The sequence below is a fragment of the Mycolicibacterium setense genome, from assembly GCF_000805385.1.
In the GTDB taxonomy this organism is placed as follows: Bacteria; Actinomycetota; Actinomycetes; order Mycobacteriales; family Mycobacteriaceae; genus Mycobacterium; species Mycobacterium setense.
Window position 1 is genome coordinate 739,144 of the sequence record NZ_JTJW01000003.1, and the last position, 25,748, is coordinate 764,891.

The 25,748-nt window shown below is 67.0% G+C and carries 28 protein-coding genes; 17 read left to right on the forward strand and 11 right to left on the reverse strand.

Features of this window, described 5'->3' with window-relative positions; all coding sequences use genetic code 11:
- Positions 1–38: 38 nt before the first annotated feature.
- The 3 genes from QQ25_RS04955 to ramB all read right to left on the reverse strand — a co-directional run bounded on the left by QQ25_RS04955 (position 39) and on the right by ramB (position 2,990).
- Positions 39–839 (reverse strand): NAD(P)H-dependent oxidoreductase, encoded by an 801-nt coding sequence (locus tag QQ25_RS04955; RefSeq protein WP_039377532.1) that lies wholly within the window; start codon positions 837–839, stop codon positions 39–41.
- The gene (locus tag QQ25_RS04960) at positions 836–1,453 is read right to left on the reverse strand and encodes a TetR/AcrR family transcriptional regulator (protein WP_234711841.1); all 618 of its coding nucleotides are present in this window, start codon (positions 1,451–1,453) and stop codon (positions 836–838) included. The genes QQ25_RS04955 and QQ25_RS04960 overlap by 4 nt, the downstream gene beginning before the upstream one ends.
- A gap of 121 nt (positions 1,454–1,574) precedes the next feature.
- Positions 1,575–2,990 carry an acetate metabolism transcriptional regulator RamB gene (gene ramB / locus QQ25_RS04965; protein WP_039314367.1) on the reverse strand — a complete coding sequence of 472 codons (1,416 nt, stop codon included), beginning with the start codon at positions 2,988–2,990 and terminating at the stop codon, positions 1,575–1,577.
- 119 nt (positions 2,991–3,109) lie between these two features.
- Between ramB and QQ25_RS04970 the strand changes: the two genes are divergently transcribed.
- The 4 genes from QQ25_RS04970 (at position 3,110) to QQ25_RS04985 (ending at position 7,545) form a co-directional block, all read left to right on the forward strand.
- Positions 3,110–3,931, forward strand: coding sequence for an acyl-[acyl-carrier-protein] thioesterase (locus QQ25_RS04970; RefSeq protein ID WP_039377821.1), 822 nt, complete (start codon positions 3,110–3,112; stop codon positions 3,929–3,931).
- A 279-nt stretch (positions 3,932–4,210) separates the two neighbouring features.
- Complete coding sequence (gene aceA / locus QQ25_RS04975) at positions 4,211–5,497, forward strand: isocitrate lyase (protein WP_039314369.1); 1,287 nt, start codon at positions 4,211–4,213, stop codon at positions 5,495–5,497.
- A 160-nt stretch (positions 5,498–5,657) separates the two neighbouring features.
- Entirely contained in the window at positions 5,658–6,518 is an 861-nt protein-coding gene (locus QQ25_RS04980) for a 3-hydroxybutyryl-CoA dehydrogenase (RefSeq protein WP_039377533.1), read from the forward strand.
- A 151-nt stretch (positions 6,519–6,669) separates the two neighbouring features.
- Positions 6,670–7,545: a cyclopropane mycolic acid synthase family methyltransferase gene (locus QQ25_RS04985; RefSeq protein ID WP_039377534.1), complete on the forward strand. Its 876-nt coding sequence runs from the start codon at positions 6,670–6,672 to the stop codon at positions 7,543–7,545.
- 146 nt (positions 7,546–7,691) lie between these two features.
- On the opposite strand, the gene QQ25_RS04990 is transcribed toward QQ25_RS04985, so the two are convergent.
- Positions 7,692–8,558, reverse strand: coding sequence for a polyphosphate kinase 2 family protein (locus QQ25_RS04990; RefSeq protein ID WP_039314378.1), 867 nt, complete (start codon positions 8,556–8,558; stop codon positions 7,692–7,694).
- Positions 8,559–8,562: 4 nt separating this feature from the next.
- Positions 8,563–9,264, reverse strand: a complete 702-nt coding sequence (locus QQ25_RS04995) for a TetR/AcrR family transcriptional regulator (RefSeq protein WP_039314381.1) — start codon at positions 9,262–9,264, stop codon at positions 8,563–8,565.
- A gap of 98 nt (positions 9,265–9,362) precedes the next feature.
- On the opposite strand from QQ25_RS04995, the gene QQ25_RS05000 reads away from it, so the two are divergent.
- From QQ25_RS05000 to deoC, 6 genes are all read left to right on the forward strand, one after another.
- Complete coding sequence (locus tag QQ25_RS05000; RefSeq protein ID WP_101906258.1) at positions 9,363–10,700, forward strand: DUF445 domain-containing protein; 1,338 nt, start codon at positions 9,363–9,365, stop codon at positions 10,698–10,700.
- Between the two features lie 89 nt (positions 10,701–10,789).
- A complete protein-coding gene (locus QQ25_RS05005; protein WP_039314384.1) occupies positions 10,790–11,185 on the forward strand; it encodes a helix-turn-helix domain-containing protein in 396 nt (131 codons plus the stop codon).
- A gap of 61 nt (positions 11,186–11,246) precedes the next feature.
- Positions 11,247–11,891 carry a hypothetical protein gene (locus tag QQ25_RS05010; RefSeq protein WP_039314387.1) on the forward strand — a complete coding sequence of 215 codons (645 nt, stop codon included), beginning with the start codon at positions 11,247–11,249 and terminating at the stop codon, positions 11,889–11,891.
- Positions 11,892–11,964: 73 nt separating this feature from the next.
- Positions 11,965–12,249 carry a DUF2516 family protein gene (locus QQ25_RS05015; RefSeq protein WP_029110701.1) on the forward strand — a complete coding sequence of 95 codons (285 nt, stop codon included), beginning with the start codon at positions 11,965–11,967 and terminating at the stop codon, positions 12,247–12,249.
- Positions 12,250–12,253: 4 nt separating this feature from the next.
- Entirely contained in the window at positions 12,254–12,676 is a 423-nt protein-coding gene (locus QQ25_RS05020; RefSeq protein ID WP_039377535.1) for a DUF2599 domain-containing protein, read from the forward strand.
- Positions 12,676–13,356: a deoxyribose-phosphate aldolase gene (deoC, locus tag QQ25_RS05025; RefSeq protein WP_039377537.1), complete on the forward strand. Its 681-nt coding sequence runs from the start codon at positions 12,676–12,678 to the stop codon at positions 13,354–13,356. Before QQ25_RS05020 ends, deoC begins: the two co-directional genes overlap by 1 nt.
- A gap of 28 nt (positions 13,357–13,384) precedes the next feature.
- Here deoC and QQ25_RS05030 read toward each other — a convergent pair whose 3' ends face one another.
- From QQ25_RS05030 to QQ25_RS05050, 5 genes are read right to left on the reverse strand one after another with little or no spacing between them, the layout of a single operon-like run.
- On the reverse strand, positions 13,385–14,287 hold the full coding sequence (locus QQ25_RS05030; RefSeq protein WP_039377538.1) for an LmeA family phospholipid-binding protein: 903 nt from the start codon (positions 14,285–14,287) through the stop codon (positions 13,385–13,387).
- Complete coding sequence (locus tag QQ25_RS05035) at positions 14,284–15,099, reverse strand: carbon-nitrogen hydrolase family protein (RefSeq protein WP_039377539.1); 816 nt, start codon at positions 15,097–15,099, stop codon at positions 14,284–14,286. Before QQ25_RS05035 ends, QQ25_RS05030 begins: the two co-directional genes overlap by 4 nt.
- 5 nt (positions 15,100–15,104) lie before the next feature.
- Positions 15,105–15,911, reverse strand: a complete 807-nt coding sequence (locus QQ25_RS05040) for a class I SAM-dependent methyltransferase (protein ID WP_039377540.1) — start codon at positions 15,909–15,911, stop codon at positions 15,105–15,107.
- The gene (locus QQ25_RS05045; RefSeq protein WP_039377541.1) at positions 15,886–16,398 is read right to left on the reverse strand and encodes a DUF2505 domain-containing protein; all 513 of its coding nucleotides are present in this window, start codon (positions 16,396–16,398) and stop codon (positions 15,886–15,888) included. Before QQ25_RS05045 ends, QQ25_RS05040 begins: the two co-directional genes overlap by 26 nt.
- A gap of 23 nt (positions 16,399–16,421) precedes the next feature.
- Positions 16,422–16,928 carry a DUF2505 domain-containing protein gene (locus QQ25_RS05050; protein WP_039377543.1) on the reverse strand — a complete coding sequence of 169 codons (507 nt, stop codon included), beginning with the start codon at positions 16,926–16,928 and terminating at the stop codon, positions 16,422–16,424.
- Between the two features lie 26 nt (positions 16,929–16,954).
- On the opposite strand from QQ25_RS05050, the gene QQ25_RS05055 reads away from it, so the two are divergent.
- Positions 16,955–18,061 carry a UDP-N-acetylmuramate dehydrogenase gene (locus tag QQ25_RS05055; protein WP_039377544.1) on the forward strand — a complete coding sequence of 369 codons (1,107 nt, stop codon included), beginning with the start codon at positions 16,955–16,957 and terminating at the stop codon, positions 18,059–18,061.
- A 6-nt stretch (positions 18,062–18,067) separates the two neighbouring features.
- A complete protein-coding gene (locus QQ25_RS05060; RefSeq protein WP_039377546.1) occupies positions 18,068–19,396 on the forward strand; it encodes a L,D-transpeptidase in 1,329 nt (442 codons plus the stop codon).
- A gap of 97 nt (positions 19,397–19,493) precedes the next feature.
- Here the strand turns inward: QQ25_RS05060 and QQ25_RS05065 are convergent, their stop codons facing one another.
- On the reverse strand, positions 19,494–20,243 hold the full coding sequence (locus tag QQ25_RS05065) for an SDR family NAD(P)-dependent oxidoreductase (protein ID WP_039377548.1): 750 nt from the start codon (positions 20,241–20,243) through the stop codon (positions 19,494–19,496).
- A 191-nt stretch (positions 20,244–20,434) separates the two neighbouring features.
- Between QQ25_RS05065 and QQ25_RS05070 the strand changes: the two genes are divergently transcribed.
- The 5 genes from QQ25_RS05070 (at position 20,435) to QQ25_RS05090 (ending at position 25,743) form a co-directional block, all read left to right on the forward strand.
- Positions 20,435–21,784 (forward strand): ROK family protein, encoded by a 1,350-nt coding sequence (locus QQ25_RS05070; protein WP_039377549.1) that lies wholly within the window; start codon positions 20,435–20,437, stop codon positions 21,782–21,784.
- A complete protein-coding gene (mshA, locus tag QQ25_RS05075; protein ID WP_198530760.1) occupies positions 21,678–23,099 on the forward strand; it encodes a D-inositol-3-phosphate glycosyltransferase in 1,422 nt (473 codons plus the stop codon). The genes QQ25_RS05070 and mshA overlap by 107 nt, the downstream gene beginning before the upstream one ends.
- A 2-nt stretch (positions 23,100–23,101) precedes the next feature.
- Positions 23,102–23,617, forward strand: a complete 516-nt coding sequence (locus QQ25_RS05080; protein ID WP_039314425.1) for a type III secretion system chaperone family protein — start codon at positions 23,102–23,104, stop codon at positions 23,615–23,617.
- A 51-nt stretch (positions 23,618–23,668) separates the two neighbouring features.
- Entirely contained in the window at positions 23,669–24,412 is a 744-nt protein-coding gene (locus QQ25_RS05085) for a phosphoglyceromutase (RefSeq protein WP_039377551.1), read from the forward strand.
- A 143-nt stretch (positions 24,413–24,555) separates the two neighbouring features.
- Positions 24,556–25,743, forward strand: a complete 1,188-nt coding sequence (locus tag QQ25_RS05090) for a sensor histidine kinase (RefSeq protein WP_039314431.1) — start codon at positions 24,556–24,558, stop codon at positions 25,741–25,743.
- The last annotated feature ends 5 nt before the right edge of the window (positions 25,744–25,748 follow it).

The window sequence follows — 25,748 nt, forward strand, 5'->3', positions numbered from 1 at the left end:
CAGCTGCCGGTTGGCGTCCGAGACCGACTCAGCTCGGGTTATCCGTGGTCGGCGAGGTGGATGCCAAGGTCGGTGCGCCCCGGGAGAAGGTCCCCACGCAGGGCACGAGTCTCCTGGTAGTCGCCATCGCGCAAGCGCCGGAACCGGCGGACCGGCTCGGTGCCGATTGTCCGCAGTCTTTCTTGCAGGCGCTGAGCCTCCAGGTCGACGTCGGCCGCCTCCAAGCCGTCGGCGTCGTGGATCACGTGCAGGTCAAGTGTTTCGATTCCGACATACCAGAGAGTGCCGTGGATGAGGGGGAAGAGCAGCGATTCCAGGTCACCGCTGATGCCGCGCGGGCCGATGGAGCGCGCATCCTCTCCTGCGGTCACCACGATGAGGGCCCTGCGCCCGATCAGGCCGCCGTCTCCGTAGCGCCGGGGCACCCCGAGGTCGGGATCGAGATCGCCGTAGGCGAACCCGTTCGTGAGCACCCGGTCGAACCAGCCTTTCAAGATTGCCGGCGGTCCGTACCACCACAGCGGGAACTGCACGACCAGCAGCTCCGCCGCGGCGAGCTTGGCCTGTTCCTCGCGCACATCGGCAGGCAGCTGGCCCCGGGAGTACGCCTCGCCTGCCAGCTCGACGATGTTCCCCGGCTTGCCGGCGGGCTCTCCGAAGTCGCGATCACTGAGGACCGGGTCGAACTCCTGGGCGTGCAGGTCCGAGATCATCACCTCGTACTGCGCGGACAGTGCCTCGGTTCCCGCCTGGAAGAGGCGGTCGTTCAGTGAGCCGCGGCGGGGATGCGCGTAGAGCCACAGGGCGGTGCCGGGCTTCGGTGGATGTGTGATCGTCATGAAGTCACCTCTGTCGTGTCGGGTTGGTCGTCAGCAGCGATGGCCGTGATGACACGGGCCAGGGTGCTGCGGGCATCGGCGGAGCTGATCCTGTCGGCGAGCGCGTCTCGGGCCAAGGCGTCGCCGGCCCCGATGACGGCGCTCAGCCCTGTCGCGTCGATCCGGCCGGGGAACGGTGCCAGTGCCTCGCGGCACATGGCGAGATAGGCGTCCTCGGCCTCCTGGCGGATCCGGCTCAGGGTGGGTGAGCCGGCGAGTGCGGCGACGACGTCGGCCAGTTCCCGCCCCTCCGCGAGGCAGCAGTCGATGTATGCGCCCGCGACCACGCTCGCCACTGCTCGCACCTCTTGCTCGGCGCCCGCCAGTGCGGCGGCGAGCATCTCGCGCTGGCGTTCCTCGAACTCGCGATAGAGCTCGGCGAGGACCCCCGCCTTGTCTCCGAAGTGGTCGTAGACCACGGGCTTGGTCACACCGGCCCGCTCGGCCAGCCGGCCGAGGGTGAACTCTTCCGTGCCTGCATCCCGGATCAACTCCCTTGCCACGCCGAGGAGTTGAGTGTGGCGGTCCTGCTTCGACAAGCGTTGTTTCGGGGCCGCGACGGATTCGTCGCCCATGTTGACTCCTCGGCAGTACCTACCAACAGTAACTTACTGATAGTAGCCTACCGTTAGTAGCTTCCTGTCGCGACAACGGGAGGAAGCCCGATGCCCTGGCATCAAAGATCTCGTTGTGCGGCTAGTGCTGCCGCACCAAATACGGTGACACCGTCGAACGGTGTTCATTGAGGTCGAGGGCCTTGCCGAGCGCCGGGAACGCGCGTTGCGGGCAATTGTCGCGTTCGCACACCCGGCAGCCCGAGCCGATGGGTGTGGCCACCTCGCCGGAGAGGTCGAGTCCTTCGGAGTACACCAGCCGATGCGCATGGCGCAGTTCGCATCCCAGCCCGATCGCGAAGGTCTTGCCGGGCTGCCCGTAGCGCGATGCGCGGCGCTCCACGGTGCGGGCCACCCACATGTAGTTGCGCCCGTCGGGCATCTGGGCGATCTGCACGCCGATCTTTCCTGGATTGCTGAAGGTCTCGTAGACGTTCCACAGCGGACACGTGCCGCCCGAGGACGAGAAGTGAAATCCGGTGGCGGACTGTCGCTTCGACATGTTGCCCGCGCGGTCGACGCGGACGAACGAGAACGGCACGCCGCGCATCGACGGGCGCTGCAGCGTGGACAGCCGGTGCGCGATGGTCTCGTAGCTCACCGAATAGAACGCCGACAGCCGTTCCACGTCGTAGCGGAAATTCTCTGTCACATCGTGGAATTGGCGGTACGGGAGCACCGTCGCCGCGGCGAAGTAGTTGGCCAGCCCGAGCCGGGCCAGGGTGCGGGACTCATCGCTGGTGAACATGCCCTCGTCGACCATCTTGTCGATGAGTTCCCCGAATTCCAGGAAGGCCAGTTCGGCCGCCATCTTGAAAACCTGCTGGCCGCTGGAGAGGTGGTTGCCCATTTCGAGGGTCTTGGTGGCCGGGTCGTAACGGTGCAGCACGGTGTCGCCGAGATCGATGCGCCGCACGATCCGGACCCCGTGCACCGTGGTCAACCGGTTGGCCAGCTCACCGGCCAGGTCACCCCGGTGCATGCGGATCTTGGCGGTCAGATCCTCGGCGGCAGTGTCGAGTTCGTGCAGGTAGTTCTGCCGTTGGTAGAAGTAGTCGCGAACTTCCTCGTGCGGCATGGTGATCGAACCGCTGCCACTGCCGTCGGAGTACCGGTCCTCGGTGGCGGCGGCCAACTGCGTGGTGGTCAGTCGGTAACGACGGTGCAGGTTCACCATGGCGCGGGCGAAGTTCGGATAGGCCGCCACCATGTCGGCGACTTCGGCTACGTCCATCTCGGCGCCGAGATCGCGATCCATGGTGACCTCGCGCATCTCGGCCACCAGGCGGGTGTCGTCATGGGAGGCGAAGAACGTGGCGTCCACCCCGAACACCTCGGTGATGCGCAGCAGCACGGCCACGGTCAGCGGGCGCACGTCGTGCTCGATCTGGTTGAGGTAACTGGGGGAGATGTCGAGCATCTGAGCCAGGGCCGCCTGGCTGAAACCACGCTCGCTCCGCAGTTGACGCACCCGCGACCCGACGAACGTTTTTGCCACGTCAAACAGCCTAACAACAGTGCGAAGATGCACTTTGCATTCTTGGCAGTTTGGCCTGTACTGGCATCATCGGGCTGCCTGGCATGATCGGCTCAGGCGACAGCGACTGGGAGAAGGCCATGACGGGAACCGCGCACAATTCGACCACCGGGCTGAACAAGGTGATGATGCCGGTGCCCGATCCGCACCCCGATGTCTTCGACCGCGAATGGCCGCTCCGGGTGGGCGATATCGACCGGGTGGGCCGGCTGCGCTTCGACGCCGCCGCCCGTCACATCCAAGACATCGGTTCCGACCATCTCCGCGAACTCGGTTTCGAGGAGACCCACCCGTTGTGGATCGTGCGGCGCACCATGATCGATCTCATCAGGCCCATCGAATTCCAGGACATGCTGCGGATGCGGCGGTGGTGTTCGGGTACCTCCAACCGGTGGTGCGAGATGCGGGTGCGGATCGATGGCCGCAAGGGCGGGCTCATGGAATCCGAGGCGTTCTGGATCAACATCAATCGGGAGACGCAGGGCCCGGCCCGCATCTCCGACGACTTCCTCTCGGGCCTGCGCCGCACCACCGACGAAGCGCGGCTGCGCTGGAAGTCCTACCTGAAGGCCGGCAGCCGCGAGGACGCGGCGGAAATCCGTGAGTATCCGGTGCGGGTGTCCGACATCGACCTGTTCGACCACATGAACAACTCGGTCTATTGGACGGTGATCGAGGACTACCTGTACTCCCATCCCGAGCTGCTGGAGAAGCCGCTGCGGGTGACCATCGAGCACGACGCCGCGGTGGCTCTCGGGGAGAAGCTCGAGATCGTGTCGCACGTTCACCCGGCCGGATCGACCGACAAATTCGGCGAAGAGCTCACCGACCGGACTGTTAGAACGCTCACATATGCGGTCGGCGACGAGACAAAAGCGATCGCGTCACTGTTCTCGCTCTGACCCCTCTCGGTTTAACAGTACGAGCGTACTGACCTGCGCCTATGGGCTACCCGTCGGTAGCTTCTGAACCGGTACAGCCATCATATTTCTTCGCAACCTTTGCAAGTTAACTAAGCGCTTTGGCGAAACTTGGCAACTGAAACGGGTGGACCTGCGGATATGTGCTGTGCCATCGTCGGATTAGCACAACAGTGAAGCTGTCACGGCGTTAGCAATTAACAAGGCGAACGACCGCGGCGGTGGATCAAGGCGACTGAAACAAACCGAAGGAGCAGTCCTATGTCGACCGTGGGCACCCCCAAGTCACCGGAGCAGATCCAGCACGACTGGGATCACAATCCCCGCTGGAAGGGCATCACCCGTACCTACACCCCGGCCGACGTGGTCGCCCTGCAGGGCTCTGTCGTCGAGGAGAACACCCTCGCCCGCCGTGGCGCCGAGGTGCTGTGGGAGCAGCTGCACGACATGGACTTCGTCAACGCGCTCGGCGCGCTGACGGGCAACCAGGCCGTCCAGCAGGTCCGTGCCGGCCTGAAGGCCATCTACCTGTCGGGTTGGCAGGTCGCTGGTGACGCCAACCTGTCCGGCCACACCTACCCGGACCAGAGCCTCTACCCGGCCAACTCGGTGCCGCAGGTCGTCCGCCGCATCAACAACGCGCTGATGCGCGCCGACCAGATCGCCAAGGTCGAGGGCGACACCTCGGTCGAGAACTGGCTCGCCCCGATCGTCGCCGACGGTGAGGCCGGCTTCGGTGGTGCGCTCAACGTCTACGAGCTGCAGAAGGCCATGATCGCCGCAGGCGTCGCCGGCTCGCACTGGGAAGACCAGCTGGCCTCGGAGAAGAAGTGCGGCCACCTCGGTGGCAAGGTGCTGATCCCCACCCAGCAGCACATCCGCACCCTGACCTCGGCCCGTCTGGCTGCCGACGTCGCGGACGTTCCGACCCTGGTCATCGCCCGCACCGATGCCGAGGCCGCCACCCTGATCACCTCCGACGTGGACGAGCGTGACCGCCCGTTCATCACCGGTGAGCGCACCAACGAGGGCTTCTACCGGGTGCAGAACGGCCTTGAGCCCTGCATCGCCCGCGCCAAGGCCTACGCGCCGTACGCCGACCTCATCTGGATGGAGACCGGCACCCCGGACCTGGAGCTGGCCAAGAAGTTCGCCGAAGGCGTCAAGAGCGAGTTCCCCGACCAGATGCTGTCGTACAACTGCTCGCCGTCCTTCAACTGGAAGCAGCACCTGGACGACGACACCATCGCCAAGTTCCAGCGCGAGCTGGGCGCGATGGGCTTCAAGTTCCAGTTCATCACGCTGGCCGGCTTCCACGCCCTCAACTACTCGATGTTCGATCTGGCCCACGGCTACGCCCGCGAGCAGATGAAGGCCTACGTCGAGCTGCAGGAGCGCGAGTTCGCCGCCGAGGAGCGCGGTTACACCGCCACCAAGCACCAGCGCGAGGTCGGCGCCGGCTACTTCGACCGGATCGCCACCACCGTGGACCCGAACAGCTCGACCACCGCGCTGGCCGGTTCCACCGAAGAGGGTCAGTTCCACTAGGCCGCATCCGCTGAACAGACACAAACTCGCACGTTTCGGTCCCGAAATGGACGAGTTTGCGTCTGCTCGCGGTACCGACTGTCTTGACAGCAGCAGGCCCCGCTCAGAATTCTTGGGCGGGGCCTGTCGCGTGTCCGGACATCGAGACGAAAGTGAAGTAGTGAGCAATCAAATTGAACGAGTAGGTGTGATCGGTGCCGGCCAGATGGGTGCGGGCATCGCCGAGGTGTCCGCGCGCGCCGGCGTCGACGTTCTGGTGTTCGAGACCACCGACGCACTGGTGACCGCGGGCCGCAACCGCATCACCAAGTCACTCGAGCGGGCGGTGAGCGCGGGCAAGGTCACCGAGCGGGAGAAGGACGCCGCGCTGGGCAAGCTGAAGTTCACCACCACGATCGACGACCTGGCCGACCGTCAGCTGGTCATCGAGGCCGTGATCGAGGACGAGAACGTCAAGGCAAAGATCTTCGCTGATCTGGATCGGGTCATCACCGACCCCGACGCGGTGCTGGCCTCCAACACCTCCAGCATTCCGATCATGAAACTCGCAGCAGCTACCCAGAATCCTTCCAGGGTGCTCGGCCTGCACTTTTTCAACCCGGTTCCGGTGTTGCCACTGGTCGAACTGGTCAGCACCCTGGTGACGTCAGATGCCGCCGCCGCGCGCGTCGAGGAGTTCGCCGGCACGGTCATCGGAAAACAGGTTGTCCGCTGTACAGACCGGTCCGGCTTCGTGGTCAACGCATTGCTGGTTCCGTACCTGTTGGCGGCGATCCGGATGGTCGAAGGTGGCTTTGCCACGATTGAAGACGTCGACAAATCCGTGGTGGCAGGTCTTTCGCACCCGATGGGCCCGCTGCGGCTGTCCGATCTGGTCGGTCTGGACACCCTGAAGCTCATCGCTGACAAGATGTTCGACGAGTTCAAAGAGCCTTTGTACGCGGCGCCGCCGCTGCTGTTGCGCATGGTGGAAGCGGGACAGCTGGGCAAGAAATCGGGTCAGGGCTTCTACAAGTACTGACCGGACCCGCGCTGGCACTATGGCCGAGGCTTAGCTAGTCTACCCACAGTAGGGCCTGCTGGCTCGCTCTATAGAGTCTGCGTGAAAACACGCGTCGGCCCAACCCCGTCGGTCGTCACAGCAGCAGAAACGCAAAGAGGTAATTTTTCGCATGTCTAACGTCGAGTCCGATCTTGCTCCGTACTACGAGGAGTCGCAGTCGATCTACGACATCTCGAACGAGTTCTTCGCCCTGTGGCTCGGGCCGACCATGGGTTACACCTGCGGTTACTACGAGCGCGAGGACATGACGCTCGACGAGTCGCAGAACGCCAAGTTCGACCTCGCACTGGGCAAGCTGGACCTCAAGCCGGGCATGACCCTGCTCGACATCGGCTGCGGCTGGGGCGGTGCGCTGGAGCGTGCGGTCACCAAGTTCGACGTCAACGTCATCGGCATCACGCTGAGCAAGGCTCAGTCGGACTACGCCCGTGAGCGCCTGGCCAAGATCGACACCGAGCGCAACATCGAGATCCGGCTGCAGGGCTGGGAGGAGTTCAACGAGCCCGTCGACCGCATCGTGTCGATCGGCGCGTTCGAGGCCTTCAAGGCCGAGCGTTACCCGGTGTTCTTCGAGCGGGCCTACAACATCCTGCCGGAGAACGGCGGCCGCATGCTGCTGCACACGATCCTGGCGCACACCCAGCAGTTCTTCCGTGAGAACGGCATCAAGCTGACCATCAGCGACCTGAAGTTCATGAAGTTCATCGGCGAGGAGATCTTCCCCGGCGGGCAGCTTCCGGCGGTCGAGGACATCGAGAAGCTGGCCGACGGCTCGGGCTTCAAGCTGGAGCGCACCCACCTGCTGCGCCCGCACTACGCGCGGACGCTGGACATGTGGGCGGCCAACCTGGAGGCGGCCAAGGACGAGGCCATCGCCATGCAGGGCCAGGAAGTCTACGACCGGTACATGAAGTACCTGACCGGCTGCGCCGACTTCTTCCGCCGCGGCATCACCAACATCGGCCAGTTCACGCTGGTCAAGTAGTTTCGCACTTCCGCATCAGGCGCTTCGGATCCCAGATCCGAGGCGCCTGATGTATTTGGCGCGGGCATCGTGAAACTGCACCCAGGGACAAGCCTCAGCGCTGTTCATGTCCCTGGATTCACTCTCGGCGCAGCTTGCCGCGACAGCTAGGCTTCCGCCAGCCGCTTCTTCTCCGCCTCGACGTCGAAGTCCGGCGGCGGCCACGACATGTTGAGGCCCTTGAGCGCCTCGATGAGCAACTCGGTGACGGCGAGCCGGCTGTACCACTTCTTGTCACACGGCACGATGTGCCAGGGCGCGTAATCGGTCGACGTCTTCTCCAGCATGGCCTGGTAGGCCTCCTGGTATTTGGGCCAGAGCAGCCGCTCGTCGACGTCGGCGGGGTTGTACTTCCAGTACTTGTCGGGCCGCTCCAGCCTCTCGGCCAGACGTTCCTTCTGTTCGGCGAGGGAGACGAACATCGCCACCTTCACCAATGTGGTGCCGGCATCGACCAACTCGCGTTCGAAGGCGTTGATCTCGTCGTAGCGCGCGCCCCAGACGTCGGGCGGCACCAGGTTGTGCACGCGGACGATCAGCACGTCCTCATAGTGCGAGCGGTCGAACACGCCGATGTGTCCCGCAGGCGGAAGGGCGTTGCGGATGCGCCATAGGTAGTGGTGGGCGCGCTCCTCCTCTGTCGGCTTGCCGAAGCTGGTGTACCGGACGCCCTGTGGGTTTGCCGCTCCCACAACATGTTTGACGATCCCGCCCTTGCCCGCGGTGTCCATGCCCTGCAGTATCAGCAGCACCGAACGGTTGTCGTCGCCGCTCTTGCAGCGGGCATAGAGCATTTCCTGCAGCGAGGCGAGCCGCATGTTGCGCTCGGTCTGCAGAGTCGGCGCATCGCTCTTGCTGCCGCGGAATCCCGGCGTGCTGTTGGTTTCGATTCGCCCGACCTCGTCGCCCGGGCGGAAGGCCAGGTGTTCGTGTGGTTCGTGGGTCCACAGCGCCGGCAGATCTCTGTCGCTCACCCGCTCAGTCAAGCAGTTGCGGCGGCAGAACCGGTGACGGGTGCGGCAGCGAGTTGAACTTTTCCAGCGAGCCGCCGACTTCGACGATGCCGCACAGCGCGTTCCAGGACAACATGGTCAGGTAGTCGATCAGGTCGTCGGCCGTCATCCGCGGATTCGACATCCATGAGTGGGTGGCCAGCTGGACGCCGCCGACGGTGTGGAAGGCCCACGCCTCGGCGCCGCGGGTGTCCATGCCGGCCTGGGCCATCCGGCGGCGCAGCATGACGGCCAGCATGCGCGCGATGATCTGCTCGGAATCGGCGACGGCCTTGCTCTTGCTGGCCGAGTTGTTCGCCATCACGAACGGGTAGATCTCTGGCTCGGCCGCGACGGTCTCCACGTACACCTTGATGATCTCGCGGGTCAGATCGAACCCGTCGAGGTTGGAGGACAGGGCCGAGGCCATGTTCGGGATCAGGGTGGTCTGGGCGAACCGCATCATCACGGCGGTGGTGAGATCGTTCTTGTCGACGAAGTAGCGGTAGAGCACGGTCTTGGACACGCCGATCTCGGCGGCGATCTCGTCCATGCTGACGTTGCTACCCCGGCTCCGGATGGCTTCCAGGGTGCCGTCTACCAATTCGTTGCGCCGCTCCACCTTGTGCTGGTGCCAGCGCCGCTTGCGTCCATCGGTCTTCACCGTCACCGGCGGAGTCTGTGCCACAGTCGCAGTAGTCCCATTCCCTAGTTCCACTTGATACTACGGCGAATCTGGGCATACCGGTCTGTGGGTCGGACCGTCAGTTGCGGTGATAGCGCAAGATGGAAACCGTGGTACATCGATCCGACGCGGGAGTCCGCGCGCTTGCGGGCCCGCGGCCGAGTTTCGCCGAGACGCTGGCCGGGGCGGACAGCGCCGCCGACGCCGAACGGCGGCGGGGTTTGCGGAGGATGAAGCTGGTCGCGCTGAGCTTTCTGGTCGGCGCCACGGTGATCTTCCTGTTGTGCACCTGGGCGCAGTCGCGTGGCGCCCCAGGTTGGATCGGTTACGTGCGGGCCGCGGCCGAGGCGGGCATGGTCGGTGCGCTTGCCGACTGGTTCGCCGTGACGGCGCTTTTCAAGCATCCGCTCGGGGTGCCCATCCCGCACACGGCCATCATCAAGCGCAAGAAGGACCAGCTGGGGGAGGGCCTCGGCACCTTCGTCCGGGAGAACTTCATGTCCCCCGAGGTCATCGCGAACAAGCTGCGCGACGCGCAGGTGGCCGGCCGGTTCGGCAAATGGCTGTCGGACCGCACCCACGCCGAGCGGGTGGCAGCGGAGGCGTCGACCGTGCTGCGGGTCGGGGTGGAGATGCTGCGCGACGAGGATGTCCAGCACGTGCTGGACCGGATGATCGTCAAACGCATCGCCGAACCGAAATGGGGCCCGCCGATCGGCCGGGTGCTGTCGACGCTGCTGCAGGAGGGCCGTCAGGAGGCGCTGATCCAGCTGCTGTGCGACCGGGCGTTCCAGTGGTCGCTGAACTCCGGCGAGGTCATCGAGCGCGTCATCGAGCGGGATTCGCCGACCTGGTCGCCCCGGTGGGTGGACCACCTGGTGGGGGACCGGATCCATCGGGAGTTGATGGACTTCACCGACAAGGTCCGTCGTAACCCCGACCATGAGCTGCGGCGGTCGGCCACGCGCTTCCTGTTCGAGTTCGCCGACGATCTGCAACACGACGAGGCGACGATTCAGCGCGCCGAGAACGTCAAGGAACAGATCATGGGCCGCGACGAGGTGGCCCGGGCGGCCGAGACGGCGTGGGCGGCGGCCAAGCGGATCATCCTGGAGTCGGTGGACGACCCGTCCTCGGCGTTGCGGACCCGGATCGCGGACTCGGTGATGCGGATCGGTGAGTCCTTGTGTGACGACGCCGAGCTACGCGACAAGGTCGACGGCTGGATCATCCGTGGGGCGAAACACCTGGTCGCGGAGTATGGGACCGAGATCACAGCAATCATCACCGAGACCATCGAGCGGTGGGACGCCGACGAGGCGAGCCGCCGAATCGAGCTCCACGTGGGCCGTGACCTGCAGTTCATCCGGATCAATGGCACCGTGGTGGGCTCGTTGGCGGGCCTGATCATCTATTCGATAGCCCAACTACTCTTCTGACCTGCGCTAACTAGTGCTTGCAAAAGTTAGCACCCCGTCGTAGCGTGAAATTCGTCGTTAACGGATACCCGGGCTACGAGGGGAATGACATGGCGCAGGAAGAAAATCTCGCGGCTGTCGTCTCCAACGCTGCGCAGGACATCGGGAGCTTCATCCGGTCCCAGCGTGAGGCGGCACAGGTATCGGTGCGGCAGTTGGCCGAGAAGGCCGGCGTCAGCAATCCCTATCTGAGCCAGATCGAACGGGGATTGCGAAAACCCTCCGCCGACGTGCTCAACCAGATCGCGAAGGCACTGCGGGTGTCCGCGGAAGTTCTCTATGTGCGCGCCGGGATCTTGGAGCCCAGCGAGCCCAGCGAGGTCCGCGACGCCATCGTCAACGACGTGGCGATCACCGAGCGGCAAAAGCAGGTGCTGCTCGACATCTACACATCGTTTCGACAGCAGAACGAAGCCGATGCAGGTGAGGAGCCGACAACTGATTGACGCCTCACCAGCTGCCCGATAACCACTCGCACGAAAAGCCCATCCTGAGAAAGGAATTCGCATGACCGAGAAGACTCAGCCCACCATCGAAGACCTCAAGGCCCCGCTGCTGGCCGCAGTCGGCGCTGCCGACCTGGCCCTGGCCACGGTCAACGAGATCGTCGCCAGCCTGCGGGAGCGTGCCGAGGGTGCCCGCACCGACGCCGAGACCCGCGTCGAGGAAGGCCGCGCCCGCCTGACCAAGCTGCAGGAAGACCTGCCGGCCCAGTTCGACGAGCTGCGCGACCGGTTCACCTCCGAGGAACTGCGCAAGGCCGCCGAGGGCTACGCCGATCAGGCCACCGCGACCTACAACAAGCTGGTCGAGCGCGGCGAGGCGGCGCTGGAGCGCCTGCGCAACCAGCCGGCCATCGAGGAAGCCGCCAGCCGGGTCGAGGGCTACACCGACCAGGCCGTCGAGCTGACTCAGGAGGCCCTGGGCACCGTGGCGACCCAGACCCGCGCGGTCGGCGAGCGTGCCGCCAAGCTGGTCGGCGTCGAGCTGCCCAAAAAGACGGAGCAGGCCGTGACCAAGGCCGCCCCGGCCTCCGCGCCTGCCAAGAAGGCCGCTCCCGCCAAGAAGGCTGCTCCGGCCGCCGCCAAGAAGACGGCCCCGGCCGCCAAGAAGACCGCGGCCGCTCCGGCCAAGAAGGTCACCCAGAAGTAATTCCGGTATCGACCGCCCCGGGCCCCGGCCCCGTGGGTCGACGCTGATGATGACGCCCGCATAGGCTGGTGAGGTGCAACTCGCCAACCTCGCGGGCGTCATTGTCTTTGTACTGGTCGCCGTCGTCTTCTTCGTGGGCGTCTATGCGCTCGTCCACGCCGCCATGCAGCGTCCGGACGCCTATACGGCCACCGGCAAGCTCACCAAGCCGGTCTGGCTGGCGATCCTGGGAGTGGCCCTGCTGCTCGCCCTGCTGCTGCGCGACGCCTTCGGCGCCGCCATCTCGGCCTGCGCCACCGGCATCTACCTCGTCGACGTGCGGCCAAAACTGCTTGAGATCCAAGGAAAGTCGCGCTGACCCGATGCGCTCATCACTGGTCGTGCTCTGCGCGGCAGGCATCGCGCTGGGCGCGGCACTGACGTCGGCCCCCGATGGAGCCGCCGATCCAGGCCCCGGTGACCACCTCTACGTCGACCACGTCGAATGGGCGAAATGGGGCGACCTGTCCAGCCTGCGCGTGTACCCCACCGACACCGCCCGCGCCTTGACCCATCAGCCCGGCAGTACCGCCCAGGCTGATCAGGCCTGGGCAGAGGTGCTGGCGCTGTCCCCGGATGCCGACCTGCCCGGGATGCGCGAGCAGTTCGTGTGCCACTGGACGTTCGCCGAACTGGCCGAGCCCGGCAAGACCAGCTGGAACCTGGAGCCGTGGCGGCCCGAGGTCGCCCCCGAGGTGATGCTGGCCGCCGGCTGCAATCCAGGCGGCAGCGAGGAACCGTTCTGATGGGCAGCTATCTGCGCGCCCAGGTGGCTGCGCTGGTCGACCACACCCTGCTCAAGCCCGAGGCCACCGTGGCCGACATCGAGAAACTGGTGGCCGAGGCCGTCGACCTCGGGGTGTTCTCGGTGTGCGTGTCACCGTCGCTGGTGACCGCCGCGGCCGCGATCGCCCCGTCCGGTCTGGCGGTCGCCGCGGTGTCCGGCTTCCCGTCGGGCAAGCACCTGGCCGAGATCAAGGCCCGGGAGTCGCAGCTGGCCGTGGCCGCAGGCGCAGCCGAGATCGACATGGTGATCGACGTCGGGGTCGCGCTCAGTGGTGACCTGGAGGCGACGGCGGCCGAGGTGGGCGCCGTGCGTGCCGCAGTGCCCGGCGCCACGCTCAAGGTCATCGTGGAGTCCGCCGCGCTGTTGGAGTTCGCCGGCGAGGCGTTGTTGCAGGACGTGTGCCGGGCCGCCGTCGGTGCCGGGGCCGACTTCGTCAAGACCTCGACCGGTTTCCATCCCAGCGGCGGTGCCTCTGCCCGGGCCGTCGAGTTGATGGCACGCGCGGCCGGCGACGGTGTCGGGGTCAAGGCCAGCGGAGGTATCCGCACCGCCGAGGCGGCTGCGGCCATGCTCGACGCCGGGGCCACCCGGCTCGGCCTGTCGGGCACGCGGGCGGTGCTCGACGGCCTCACCGGCTAGGCCCTCGGCTCGGGAAAACCCCGAAAACCTAGAGCTTGAAGCAGGGGTCCTCTTCGGCCTTGGGCATCGACGCGTTCGTGGTGGAGAACTTCGCCTCCACCCCTTTGTCGGTGACCTGCACGCTGTCCGCGTGGATGCCCATCGGGTAGTTCTCCGTGAGCTGGGCGGTGAACTTGTCCAGAATCGGCTGCAGCGTCTCCCGCGGCCAGGACAGGCCGATCGCGCTCAGATCGACGATCTGCAGCGAGATGCCCTTGTTGACCACCGTCGGCTTGGCGGTGATGGTGCCCAGCAGGCCCTTGAGTTCGATGGTCCCGTTGGACGGGTTGGTCTTCACATCCGAGATGGCCGAGCCGATGAACGGCAGCTGCACCAAGTCGGCCACGGTCTGGCGGATGCCGTCGGTGCTCCAGGAGATGTCGGCGACCAGCGAGCCCACGGTGCCGCTGGCGTCAGCGGTTTCCTGGATCCGCACATCCCTGATGTCCAGCTTCACCTTCATGCCCTTGGCATCGCGGATCTGGTTGCCGGCGGTCTCGATGTTGATGTTGGTGTAGTGCCCGGTCACGTGCTGCAGCAGGAACGGCGGCAGCGGATCGAACGATGCCTTCGCGCCGTCCTCGACGGTGCATTCGACGATCGAGGCGACGATCTTGTCGGCACGGCTGCGGGCATACAGCTCACCGCCGAGCACACCGGCGGCGACCAGGGCCACCACGATCACCACGATCAGCACCACGGACAGCGGGTCCGAGAACAGCTTCTTGACCTTCGCCAGCGCCGAGGAGTCCTGCGGCTGGGGCGCGGCCGGCGTCGGGTCCTCGACCTGCCCGGGCTGCACCGGCTGATCGGGCGCGGGGGGCTGCGGAGGCAGCGCCTGGGTGGGCGCCGGCGGGGACTGGTCGTTTGGGCGAGCCCAGGGATCGGTCACCCCAGCGATTGTGCCTTACCCAACTGAGCGAACTGTGAGCGGTTCTGCAGCACCCCGATGGTGTCCCGGACCTGGTTGGCGGCGTCCACGTCGACGTCGAAGGCCAGCAACTGCGGGTCGGCGCCCGCCGACGTGAGAACCTCGCCGGTGGGGGAGGTCACCAGGCTGCCGCCGACGCCCGTCGGGCCGGCCTTGGCGATCTCGTCGCCCGGGTAGGCCTGGTCGACCGCGGCGATGAAGCCGGTGGTGTCGAGGGCGCGGGCGCGGGCCAGCAAGGTCCACTGCTCGAGCTTGCCGGGCCCGGATCCCCACGAGGCGTGCACGGTGATCAGCTGGGCGCCGCGCCGGGCCAGCTCCACGTAGAGCTCCGGGAACCGGACGTCGTAGCAGGTGCTCAGCCCCACCGTGACTCCGTCGACGCTGATCGTCACCGGCTCGAAACCCGGTGCGACAGTGCGTGATTCGGTGAATCCGAAGGCGTCGTAGAGGTGGATCTTGTGGTAGTGCGCGTCGACGCCGGGGCCCGTCGCGATCAGGGTGTTGGTGACCCGGCCGTCATCGCTGGGTGCGAACATCCCGGCCACCACGACGACGCCGGCCCTTGCGGCGATCTCCCGCAGACCCGTCGCCCATGGCCCGTCCAGGCTCTCGGCAACCGGGCCGAGTGCCACGCCGAACCGGCACATCGTGGCCTCGGGGAACAGCACCAACCGGGCGCCGTCATCGGCGGCACGCCGGGTGAACTCGTCGACCAGCTCCAGGTTCGACGACGGGTCGGTGCCGGTGGCGATCTGCGCCAGGGCAATTCGCATGCGGTTCAGCTTAGTGGCGCCACGGCTGCCCAGGGGACCGTGAGCACCCCGTCACGCAGCCGTCGGCGCGGCGCGGCGATCGGCAGCCCCTCGGCGCGCAGCAGCTCCACCATGGCCCGCCACCGCACCCGTGGCCCGAAGACGCCGTGCCCGGCGGCACTGGCCCAGGCCCGATCGGCCGCGCTGAGCAGCGTGTGGATGGGCTGACCTTCGACGTTGTGGTGGATCAGCACCTTGGGCAGCCGTTCTGCCAGGTCCGAGGGTCGATCGATGCTGAACGGGTCGCAGGCCAGGGTCAGGCTCACCGGCCCGGCCTCATCCAGCAGCACCCAGCAGCATCGGCGGCCCAGCTCGTCACAGGTCCCGTCGACGATCAGCCCGCCCGGCGCCAGCCGGCGCGACATCGTGGCCCAGGCCTCGGGCACCGCCTCGACCGGATACTGGCGCAACACGTTGAACGCCCGCACCAGCACCGGCCGCAGCCCGGCCAACTCGAACCCGCCGAGCGCGAATTCCACATCGGTGCCGCCGGCCATGATCTGTGCGGTGGCCACCCGCTCGGGGTGAATCTCGAGGCCGACCACGCGGACGTCCGGGCGGACCGCCTGCAGCCGGGCCGCCAATTCGAGGGTGGTCACCGGAAGTGCGCCGTAGCCGAGGTCGACAACCAGCGGATCGGCGGTGACCCGCAGCGCGGTGCGCACCCGCGGCGAGTGCACCAGCCAGCGGTCGCTGCGGCGCAGCCGGTTGTACCCGGTGGTGCCCCGGGTGACCGCCCCGACGGGTCTAGACGTGCTCGGCGATCCACTCAGCGGTGAACGCCCCCTCGATGCTGAACACGTCGTTGACGGACTGCAGGACCATGTCTTCGAGCTTGCCCCCGAGCAGGGGCATCGGCACCTTGCACTTGCTGTCGGCCTGCAGACGGCTGCCCGTGGAAGCCCCGCTGAGCACGTACCGGCCGTCGAGCCGGCCCGGGACGTGTGAAACCGATGCCGAGTAGTGGCCGTTCGCGCGGTCCCGGTCGAAGGGGCCGAAATACTGGTTGCGGGTGATGGCCATGTCGAGCGGTATCACCGATCGCAGGATCGGCGGCAGCTCCGCGCGCGGCAGAACCTGCCGGAACTCGACCTCGATGCCGTCGTCGTCGGCCCTGAACTCCGTGATGTCGGATTTTCCGGGCGTCAGGTCGTCGTACCGGTCCATCAACGCCTGCCAGTATTTGTCGCTCGCGTACGCGGCGTAGATGGCTTGTGCAGGTGCGTCGAACACCATCGTCGACTGTCGGCGTCGGCTCATGGCTACAGACCGTACCGCTGGGCTCAGCCGCGGCCGGCGATCCACACCGAGGTGAAGCGCTGCTCGGCGATCAGCAGATCGGCCAGCTGTGTGCCGATGAAACTCTCGATCTTCCCGCCGACCAGCGGCACCCTCACCTCGACGGTGATGTGCACCGACAGCCGGGACCCGCCGTCGGTCGTGGCGAGCCTCGCGGTGCCGGACAGCGATACCGGCGCCCCGTCGATGGAGCCTTTGACCGTGCCGTCGGCCGAGCCGGCGCGGATCGGCTGCCAGTGCTCCTCGCGGCGGATTCTCAGATCGCCGCGATGGAACTGCGACACCAGCCCGGGTAGTCGGTCTGCGCGCAGGGTCTGGGTGGTGAGCACCTCGATGCCGCCCTCGCCGCTCACCGTCAGGGCATTCAGGGTGGTTTCGTCGGCCCCCGAATCGTCGAGCCGGGCCCGCCAATACCGTTCGTCAGCGAATGCCCGGTGGACCTGTTCGACGCTGCCTTCGTAGTCGGTGGCCATGTCGAATGATCGCGGCATAGCTGGTCAGGCTACCGTTACGGCCCGTGGTCAGTTCGTATGTTGCCGGTGTCGCGGTCGCCGAGGCGGTTGCGCTGGCGCCGCTGACCACGCTGCGGGTCGGTCCGGTGGTGCCCCGGGTGCTGACCTGCACCACCACCGATCAGCTCATCGATGTGTTGCGCGCCGTGGCCGAGCCGATCCTGGTGCTGGCGGGCGGATCGAACGTGGTGCTGGCCGACGACCTGGCCGACACGATGCCCGAGCTCACCGTCGTCCGAGTGGCCAACACCGCCATCACGGTCGAGGGCAATTTGGTGCGCGCCGAGGCCGGCGCCGTGTTCGACGACGTCGTCGTCACCTCCCTGCGGCACGGTCTGGGCGGGCTGGAATGTCTGTCCGGGATACCGGGTTCGGCCGGGGCTACCCCGGTGCAGAATGTCGGCGCCTACGGGGCCGAGGTGGCCGACACCATCAACCGGGTGCGCCTACTCGACCGCCGCACAGGCGAAGTCCGTTGGGCTGCACCCGAAGAACTCAAGTTCGGCTACCGCACCAGCATCCTCAGACACTCCGATGCCGTCATCGTGCTCGAGGTCGAGTTCGCGTTGAGAGCGAACGGGCCCGCGGACAGGAGAAGTGCACCGCTGCGTTACCGCGAACTGGCCAACGCGCTGGGCGTCGAGACAGGGGAGCGCGCCGATCCGATGCATGTTCGCCAGACCGTGCTGCAGTTGCGCGCGGGCAAAGGCATGGTGCTCGACGAGAACGATCACGACACCTGGAGCGTCGGATCGTTCTTCACCAATCCGGTGGTGTCGCAGGAGGAGTTCGAGCGGGTGCAGGCCGCTTTCCGGGCCGCCGCGGGGTCCGCGGAGACAGGCCCGGTGCCGCACTACCCCGCACCCGACGGGGTCAAGCTCGCGGCAGGCTGGCTCGTGGAGCACGCCGGTTTCGGGAAGGGCTACCCCGGTGAGGGTGCACCCGCGCGGCTTTCCACCAAGCACGCGCTGGCTTTGACCAATCGTGGCGAGGCGAACACTGCCGACGTGATTGCCCTGGCCAGGGCGGTGCAAGCAGGTGTCCGGGACCGCTTCGGGATCACGCTGCACCCCGAACCGATTCTGTTTGGGTGCGATCTATCAGTACCCTAGATCCACGTGAGCACTGGCGGTGATATAGAGGCCGATGCGCCGTTGTTCAATCGGCGGCGTGCCCTGACGGCGTTGACCGTCGGAGTGGGAGCCGGATTGCTGGCTGCCTGCTCGGGAGAATCTCCACTCTCCTCGCCTCAAGCCGAGGAACCCCCGGCGCCGACGGTGACCTACGAGCCTGCCGCCGACTCCGAAGATGTGCTGCCGACCGCACCGGTCGGACTCAAGGTCGAGAACGGCTCGTTCCAGCGCGTGAGCCTGACCAATGCCAACGGCAAGGTGGTCGCGGGCAAATTCAACAGCGACCGCACCGCGTTCACTGTCACCGAACCGCTCGGCTACGAGTCCACCTACACGTGGGCCGGCTCGGTGGTCGGTCAGGATGGCAAGGCCCAACCCGTGCAGGGCAAGTTCTCCACCGTCGCCCCCCAGAAACAGGTCAACGGTCAGTTCCAGCTCGCCGACGGCCAGGTCGTCGGGGTGGCCGCACCGATCATCCTGCAGTTCGACGCCGCGATCGACGACAAGTACCGCCCGGCCGTCGAAAAGGCCCTCCAGGTCACCACCACGCCGCCCGTCGAGGGCAGCTGGGCCTGGCTGCCCGACGAGGCCGGCGGCTCGCGTGTGCACTGGCGCACCCGGGAGTACTACCCGGCCGGGACCAAGGTCAGCGTCAAGGCGCCGCTGTACGGCGTCAGCTTCGGTGACGGCGCCTACGGGGCGGCCGACTCCACGCTCGACTTCGAGATCGGCCGGCGCCAGGTGGTCAAGGCCGAGGCGTCCAGCCACCGCATCCAGGTGCTCGACGGATCCGGCGCGGTGATCATGGACTTCCCGTGCAGCTACGGCGAAGGCGATCTGGACCGCAACGTGACGCGCAGCGGCGTCCACGTGGTGACCGAGAAGTACGAAGACTTCTGGATGACCAACCCGGCCGCCGGGTACAGCAACGTGCACGAGCGGTTCGCGGTGCGGATCTCCAACAACGGCGAGTTCATCCACTGCAACCCCAACAGCATTGGCTCGCAGGGCAATACGAACGTCACCAACGGCTGCATCAATCTCAACCTGGAGAACTCGCAGCAGTACTTCAACAGCGCGATCTACGGAGACCCGGTCGAGGTCACCGGCACGCGCATCGAGCTGTCCTACGCCGACGGCGACATCTGGGACTGGGCGGTGGACTGGAACGAGTGGAAGTCCATGTCGGCGCTGTCCTCCGAGGATTCACCGTCGAACCTGCCCGCGAGTGCCCCGGCGACACCGACGGACGCACCCACGCTGTCGGGCACGCCCACGACCACCACGCCGCCGAAGCCCGCGCCCGGCGGCTAGTCACGCGCCGTTTTCGACACCAGGGTCGCGAAATTGAGGAAGCGCGGCCGTGATGTCGAAATCGGCGAGCAGCACGCGATGAGATGCTCGCGTCGCGTCACGACCTCCGGTTGAAGCGCCCATGGGGCGCCTGGTCGCGCGGACGGATCACGATCTGGTCGAGGTTGACGTGCGAGGGCCGCGATGCGACGAACCCGATCACCTCGGCGACGTCCTCGGCGACCAGTGGGGTGATGCCCCGGTACACGTTGTCGGCGCGCTCCTGATCGCCGTCGAAGCGCACCAGGGAGAAGTCTGTCTCCACCGCGCCGGGCGCAATCTCGGTGAGTCGCACCGGTTTTCCGAGGAGTTCACCGCGCAGCGTGCGGTGCAGCGCGCCCTGGGCGTGTTTGGCCGCGGTGTAGCCCGAGCCGCCGTCATACGTCTCGAACGCCGCGATCGAGGTGACCGTCACGATCAGGCCGTCTCCGGAGGCGATGAGTTTGGGCAACAGTGCCCGGGAGACCCGCAGGGTGCCCAGGACGTTGGTTTCCCACATCCAGCGCCAATGCTCCAGGTCAGCGTCCAGCACCGGCTCCAGCCCTCGGGCTCCGCCGGCGTTGTTCACCAGCACGTCCACCCGGTCCAACTGGGCCGCCATGGCGTCGACGGCGGCCTGGTCAGTGACGTCCGCCACAATTGCGGTGCCGCCGATCTCCGCGGCCAGGGCCTGGACGCGGTCGGCTCGGCGGGCCGCACAGATTACGTGAAAGCCCAGGGCAGCAAGGGATTTGGCAGTCGCAGCCCCGATGCCGGCGCTGGCGCCGGTAACCACTGCGACCCTTTTGTCAGCCTGTGAAGTCGTCACCTGACCAACATTAGATGGCGTGCTAAGTTCTTCGTGTGTCCGGAAATCTGCAGTCCCGCTCCGCGCGGCGTGCGTGTTGTTGTTGCGCACCCCGCCGCGCCTGAGGAGACCCCGGACACCGTTTTCCCGTCCTGCTGAGTCGCCAGGTGTGGTTTCTCCCCACCAGCCGACAACCAGTAAGGACAATTCACGTGACCACCGCCATCGCCGCTCCCCTCCGGAAGCGCTCCGGTAATTCCTCTGCCTCGGGCGCCCGGTCGCTGGCCGCGGCCTCTCGCTACCCGCAGTCGCGGCTCCTGCACATCGTCGCCCCGTCGCTCAAGGTGCCCGATGCCGCCGCGGCATCGGTGTTCAGCGCCATCCGCACCCGCGGCCCGATCGCCCGGGACGCCATCGCACAGCTCACCCAGCTGAGCATCGCCACCGTCAACCGTCAGGTCACCGCGCTGCTCGAGGCCGGAATCCTGCGTGAGCGTGCGGATCTCGCGGTGTCCGGGGCCATCGGACGGCCTCGCGTTCCCGTCGAGGTGAACCATGAGCCGTACCTCACCCTTGGCATCCACATCGGTGCGCGCACCACCAGCATCGTGGCCACCGACCTGTTCGGTCGCACCCTGGACGTGGTCGAGACCCCGACGCCGTCGGGGACCCAGTCCGCGGCATTGGCCACATTGGCCTCCAGTGCCCGTCGCTACCTGAGCCGCTGGCACCGCCGCCGCCCGCTGTGGGTCGGCGTCGCCGCCGGTGGCGTGGTCGACAGTGCCACCGGGTATCTCGATCACCCGAGGCTTGGCTGGGCCGACGCCCCGGTGGGTCCGGTGCTCGCCGAAGCTCTCGGGTTGCCGGTGTCGGTGGCCTCGCATGTCGACGCGATGGCCGGTGCCGAACTGCTGTTGGGTGGGCGTCGCTCCTCGCCGGAGGCGGCCGGCGAGGCGGCCCGGACCAGTCTGTACGTGTACGCCCGTGAGACGGTCGGCTATGCGCTGTCCATCGACGGCCGCGTGCACTCCCCGGCCAGCGGACCCGGCACCATCGCGGGGTTGCCTGCGCAGTCTGAATTGCTCGGTGGCTCAGGACAATTGGAGTCCACGGTGAGTGATGAGGCGGTGCTCAACGCGGCCCGCAGGCTGCGGATCATCCCGGCCGAGGGCCCGTCGTCCACACTGTCGGCGGTGCTGCGCGCGGCCAGGCAGGGCGGCTCGGAATCCGGGGAGAAGGCCCGCGAGTTGCTGGCGGATCGGGCCAGGGTGCTCGGCGAGGCCGTCGCACTCCTACGCGACCTGCTCAACCCCGACGATCTGGTGCTCGGCGGCCAGGCCTTCACCGAATACCCCGAGGGCATGCCCGTCGTGGAGGACGCCGTCGCGCGGCGTTCGGTGCTGGGTCCACGCGATATCCGGCTGACGGCCTTCGGCAACCGCGTCCAGGAGGCCAGTGCCGGCATCGTCTCGCTGGGTGGCCTGTACGCCGACCCGATCGGCGCCATGCGGCGCGCTCAGACCCGCCGGTCCGCGGGCGGGGCCAACATCGCCGCGGTGTAGACATGAGTGTGTGCGTCTAGCCACGGACCTCGAGATTCCGCGCCGCGTCGCGGTGTTGTCGGTACACACCTCGCCGCTCGCGCAGCCGGGTACCGGTGACGCCGGCGGGATGAACGTCTATGTGCTGCAGACGGCGTTGCAGCTGGCCAAGCGCGGTGTCGAGGTGGAAGTTTTCACCCGCGCCACCTCCTCGTCGGATGCCCCGGTGGTGCCGGTGGCGCCGGGAGTGCTGGTGCGCAACGTGGTGGCCGGTCCGTTCGAGGGCCTGGACAAGTACGACCTGCCCACCCAGCTGTGCGCGTTCACCGCGGGGGTGTTGCGCGCCGAGGCGACCCATGAGCCCGGCTACTACGACGTCGTTCACTCGCACTATTGGCTGTCCGGTCAGGTCGGTTGGCTGGCCCGGGACCGCTGGGCGGTGCCGCTGGTGCACACCGCGCACACCCTGGCCGCGGTGAAGAACGCCTCACTGGCCGCCGGTGACGCGCCCGAGCCGCCGTTGCGCGCGGTGGGGGAGCAGCAGGTGGTCGACGAGGCCGACCGCCTCATCGTCAACACCGAACACGAAGCGCAGCAACTGATTTCATTGCACCATGCCGATCCTGAGCGCATCGATGTGGTACATCCGGGGGTCGATCTGGATGCCTTCACCCCGGGCGACCGCGACGCGGCACGGGCAGTCCTCGGCATCGCGCCCGACGAGCAGGTGGTCGCCTTCGTGGGCCGGATCCAGCCGCTCAAGGCGCCCGACATCCTGCTGCAGGCCGCGGCCAAGCTACCCGGGGTGCGCGTGCTGGTGGCCGGTGGACCTTCGGGGAGCGGCCTGACCGAACCGGACACCCTGGTTCGCCTGGCCGACGAACTGGGTATCACCGACCGCGTGACGTTTCTGCCGCCGCAATCTCGCGAACAACTGGTCACCGTGTACCGCGCGGCCGATCTGGTCGCCGTGCCCAGCTACTCCGAATCCTTCGGCCTGGTCGCCGTGGAGGCCCAGGCCTGTGGGACGCCGGTGGTGGCGGCCGCCGTCGGCGGTCTGCCGGTCGCGGTGGCCGACGGAGTCAGCGGCGCCCTGGTCGATGGGCACGACGTCGACGACTGGGCGGCCGCCATCGACGGAGTGCTGCAGCGCGATCCCGCTCCGTTGCGGCTGGCCGCCGCTGCCCACGCCGCGAAGTTCTCCTGGGCACACACCGTCGATGCCCTGCTGGACAGCTATGCCCACGCGATGAGTGACTACCGGTCTCGGCACCGCAGGCAGTCGGGCCGCCGTCCCGGGCGACGCTTCGCGCTGCGCCGGGGGGTGCGTACCTGACCATGGGCGCAGGCGTCGAACAGATCATCACCGACACCCTCGACGAGCACGAGCTGGTCTACCACCGGCACGAGGGCGCGCGCGGCGGCTTGCCCGGCATCGTCGTCGAACTTCCCGGCGAACGGCGCCTGGTGACCAACACCATCCTCAGCGTCGGCGAGCATTCGGTGCGCGTCGAGGCGTTCGTGTGCCGCAAGCCCGACGAGAACTTCGAAGGCGTCTACCGGTTCCTGCTCAAGCGCAACCGCAGGCTCTACGGGGTTGCCTACACCCTCGACAATGTCGGCGACATCTATCTCGTCGGCCGGATGTCACTGGAGGCGGTCACCGCCGAGGAGATCGACCGGGTGCTCGGCCAGGTGCTCGAAGCGGTGGACTCCGACTTCAACACCTTGCTGGAGCTGGGTTTCCGCTCATCCATCCAGAAAGAGTGGGAGTGGCGGGTCTCGCGCGGTGAGTCGCTCAAGAACCTCAAGGCGTTCGAGCATTTGATAGAAGAGCGTCTGATCGAGGACTGAGGCTTCGTGAGAAGATCCTCTGGACCCGCACGCGAGGAGGACAAACCAAAGATGCCGACGCTGATCCTGCTCCGCCACGGTGAGAGCGACTGGAACCAGAAGAATCTGTTCACCGGATGGGTCGATGTCGACCTCACGGACAAGGGCCGCACCGAGGCCGTCCGCGGTGGTCAGCTGATGGTCGAGCAGGGTGTGTTACCGGACGTGGTCTACACCTCGCTGCTGCGTCGCGCGATCACCACCGCGAACCTCGCCCTCGATGCCGCCGACCGGCACTGGATCCCCGTGCACCGCGACTGGCGGCTCAACGAGCGCCACTACGGCGCGTTGCAGGGGCTGGACAAGGCCGCGACGAAGGAAAAGTACGGTGAAGAGCAGTTCATGGCGTGGCGGCGCAGCTACGACACCCCACCGCCGCCCATCGAGCGGGGCAGCGAGTTCAGCCAGGACACCGACCCGCGGTACGCGGACATCGGCGGCGGCCCGCTGACCGAATGCCTCAAGGACGTGGTGACGCGGTTCGTGCCGTACTACGAGGGCACCATCGTGCCCGACCTGGCGGCCGGCAAGACCGTGCTGATCGCCGCGCACGGCAACTCGCTGCGTGCGCTGGTCAAATACCTCGACGGAATGTCCGACGAGGAGGTCGTCGGCCTGAACATCCCGACCGGTATCCCGCTGCGCTACGAGCTCGACGACAACCTCAAGCCGCTGGTCGCCGGGGGTGAGTACCTCGACCCCGAGGCCGCCGCCGCCGGGGCCGCCGCGGTGGCCGCGCAGGGAGCCAAGAAATAGTTCGCTGGGCACTCGGGCATGCGGGCAAACGGCAGGTTACCGAGGGTTAACGCCAGCCGAACTCCTGTATTTGTCGGTGTGACTTGTCCCGTTTTGGCCGCACGCTGCTGGGATGACGTTCACCGGGTGCGTACGATTTTCGCGTGAGCTTGGTGTCGGCGTTACTGCTGACGGCGGTCGTGTCGTTGCTCGCGCTGATCGTCGGCGCGGGTGTGGCCGCCGCAGTCGTACCTCGCCTCGTGGCCAGGCGGCAGCGTCGCGAAGCCGATGAGGCGGGGCTGACGGTGTCGCAGATGCTGCAGCACATCGTCTCCGCATCGCCCAACGGCATCGTGGTGGTCGACACCTTCAACGACGTCGTCTATGCCAATGACCGGGCCTCCGAGCTCGGGGTGGTGCGCGACCGGCTCCTCGACGACCGCGCCTGGCGGGCCGTCGAGCAGGTGTTCGCCACCGGCCAGGCCATCGACGTCGACCTGTCCCCGCGCAAGCTTCCGCATCCGGGACGTTCGGGTATCTCGGTGCGCGGCTGGGTGCGGCTGCTGTCCGGTGAAGACCGCCGTTTCGCGGTCGTCTACGCCGACGACCAATCCGAGCACGCCAGGATGGAAGCGACCCGGCGGGATTTCGTCGCCAACGTCAGCCACGAGCTCAAAACCCCGGTGGGTGCCATGCGGGTGCTGGCCGAAGCGCTGCAGGCCTCCGCCGACGACCCCGACATGGTGCGCCGCTTCTCCGACAAGATGGTGGCCGAATCGCTGCGGCTGGCCGACATGGTCGGCGAGCTGATCGAGCTGTCCCGGCTGCAGGGCGCCGAGCGGCTGCCCGATCTGGGCGCCGTCGACGTCGACACCGTGGTGTCCGAAGCGCTGTCGCGGCACAAGGTGGCCGCCGACAAGGCCGACATCTCGATCACCACCGACGCCCCGACCGGCTTCCGGGTGCTGGGCGACCAGACCCTGCTGGTGACGGCGATCGCCAATCTGGTGTCGAATGCAATTGCTTACTCGCCCAACGGATCCGGCATTTCAGTCAGCCGGCGCCGACGGGGCGGCAGTGTCGAGATCGCGGTCACCGACCGCGGTATCGGTATCGCCAAGGCCGATCAGGAGCGGGTCTTCGAGCGGTTCTTCCGGGTCGACAAGGCCCGGTCGCGCGCCACGGGCGGCACCGGGCTGGGCCTGGCGATCGTCAAACACGTGGCCGCCAACCACAACGGAACCATCCGGCTGTGGAGTCAGCCGGGCACCGGGTCGACATTCACGTTGTCGATTCCGGCCTATCCCGAAACCGATGAGTCCACAGGTGACTCAGACGACCGAGAGGATTAGCGAAA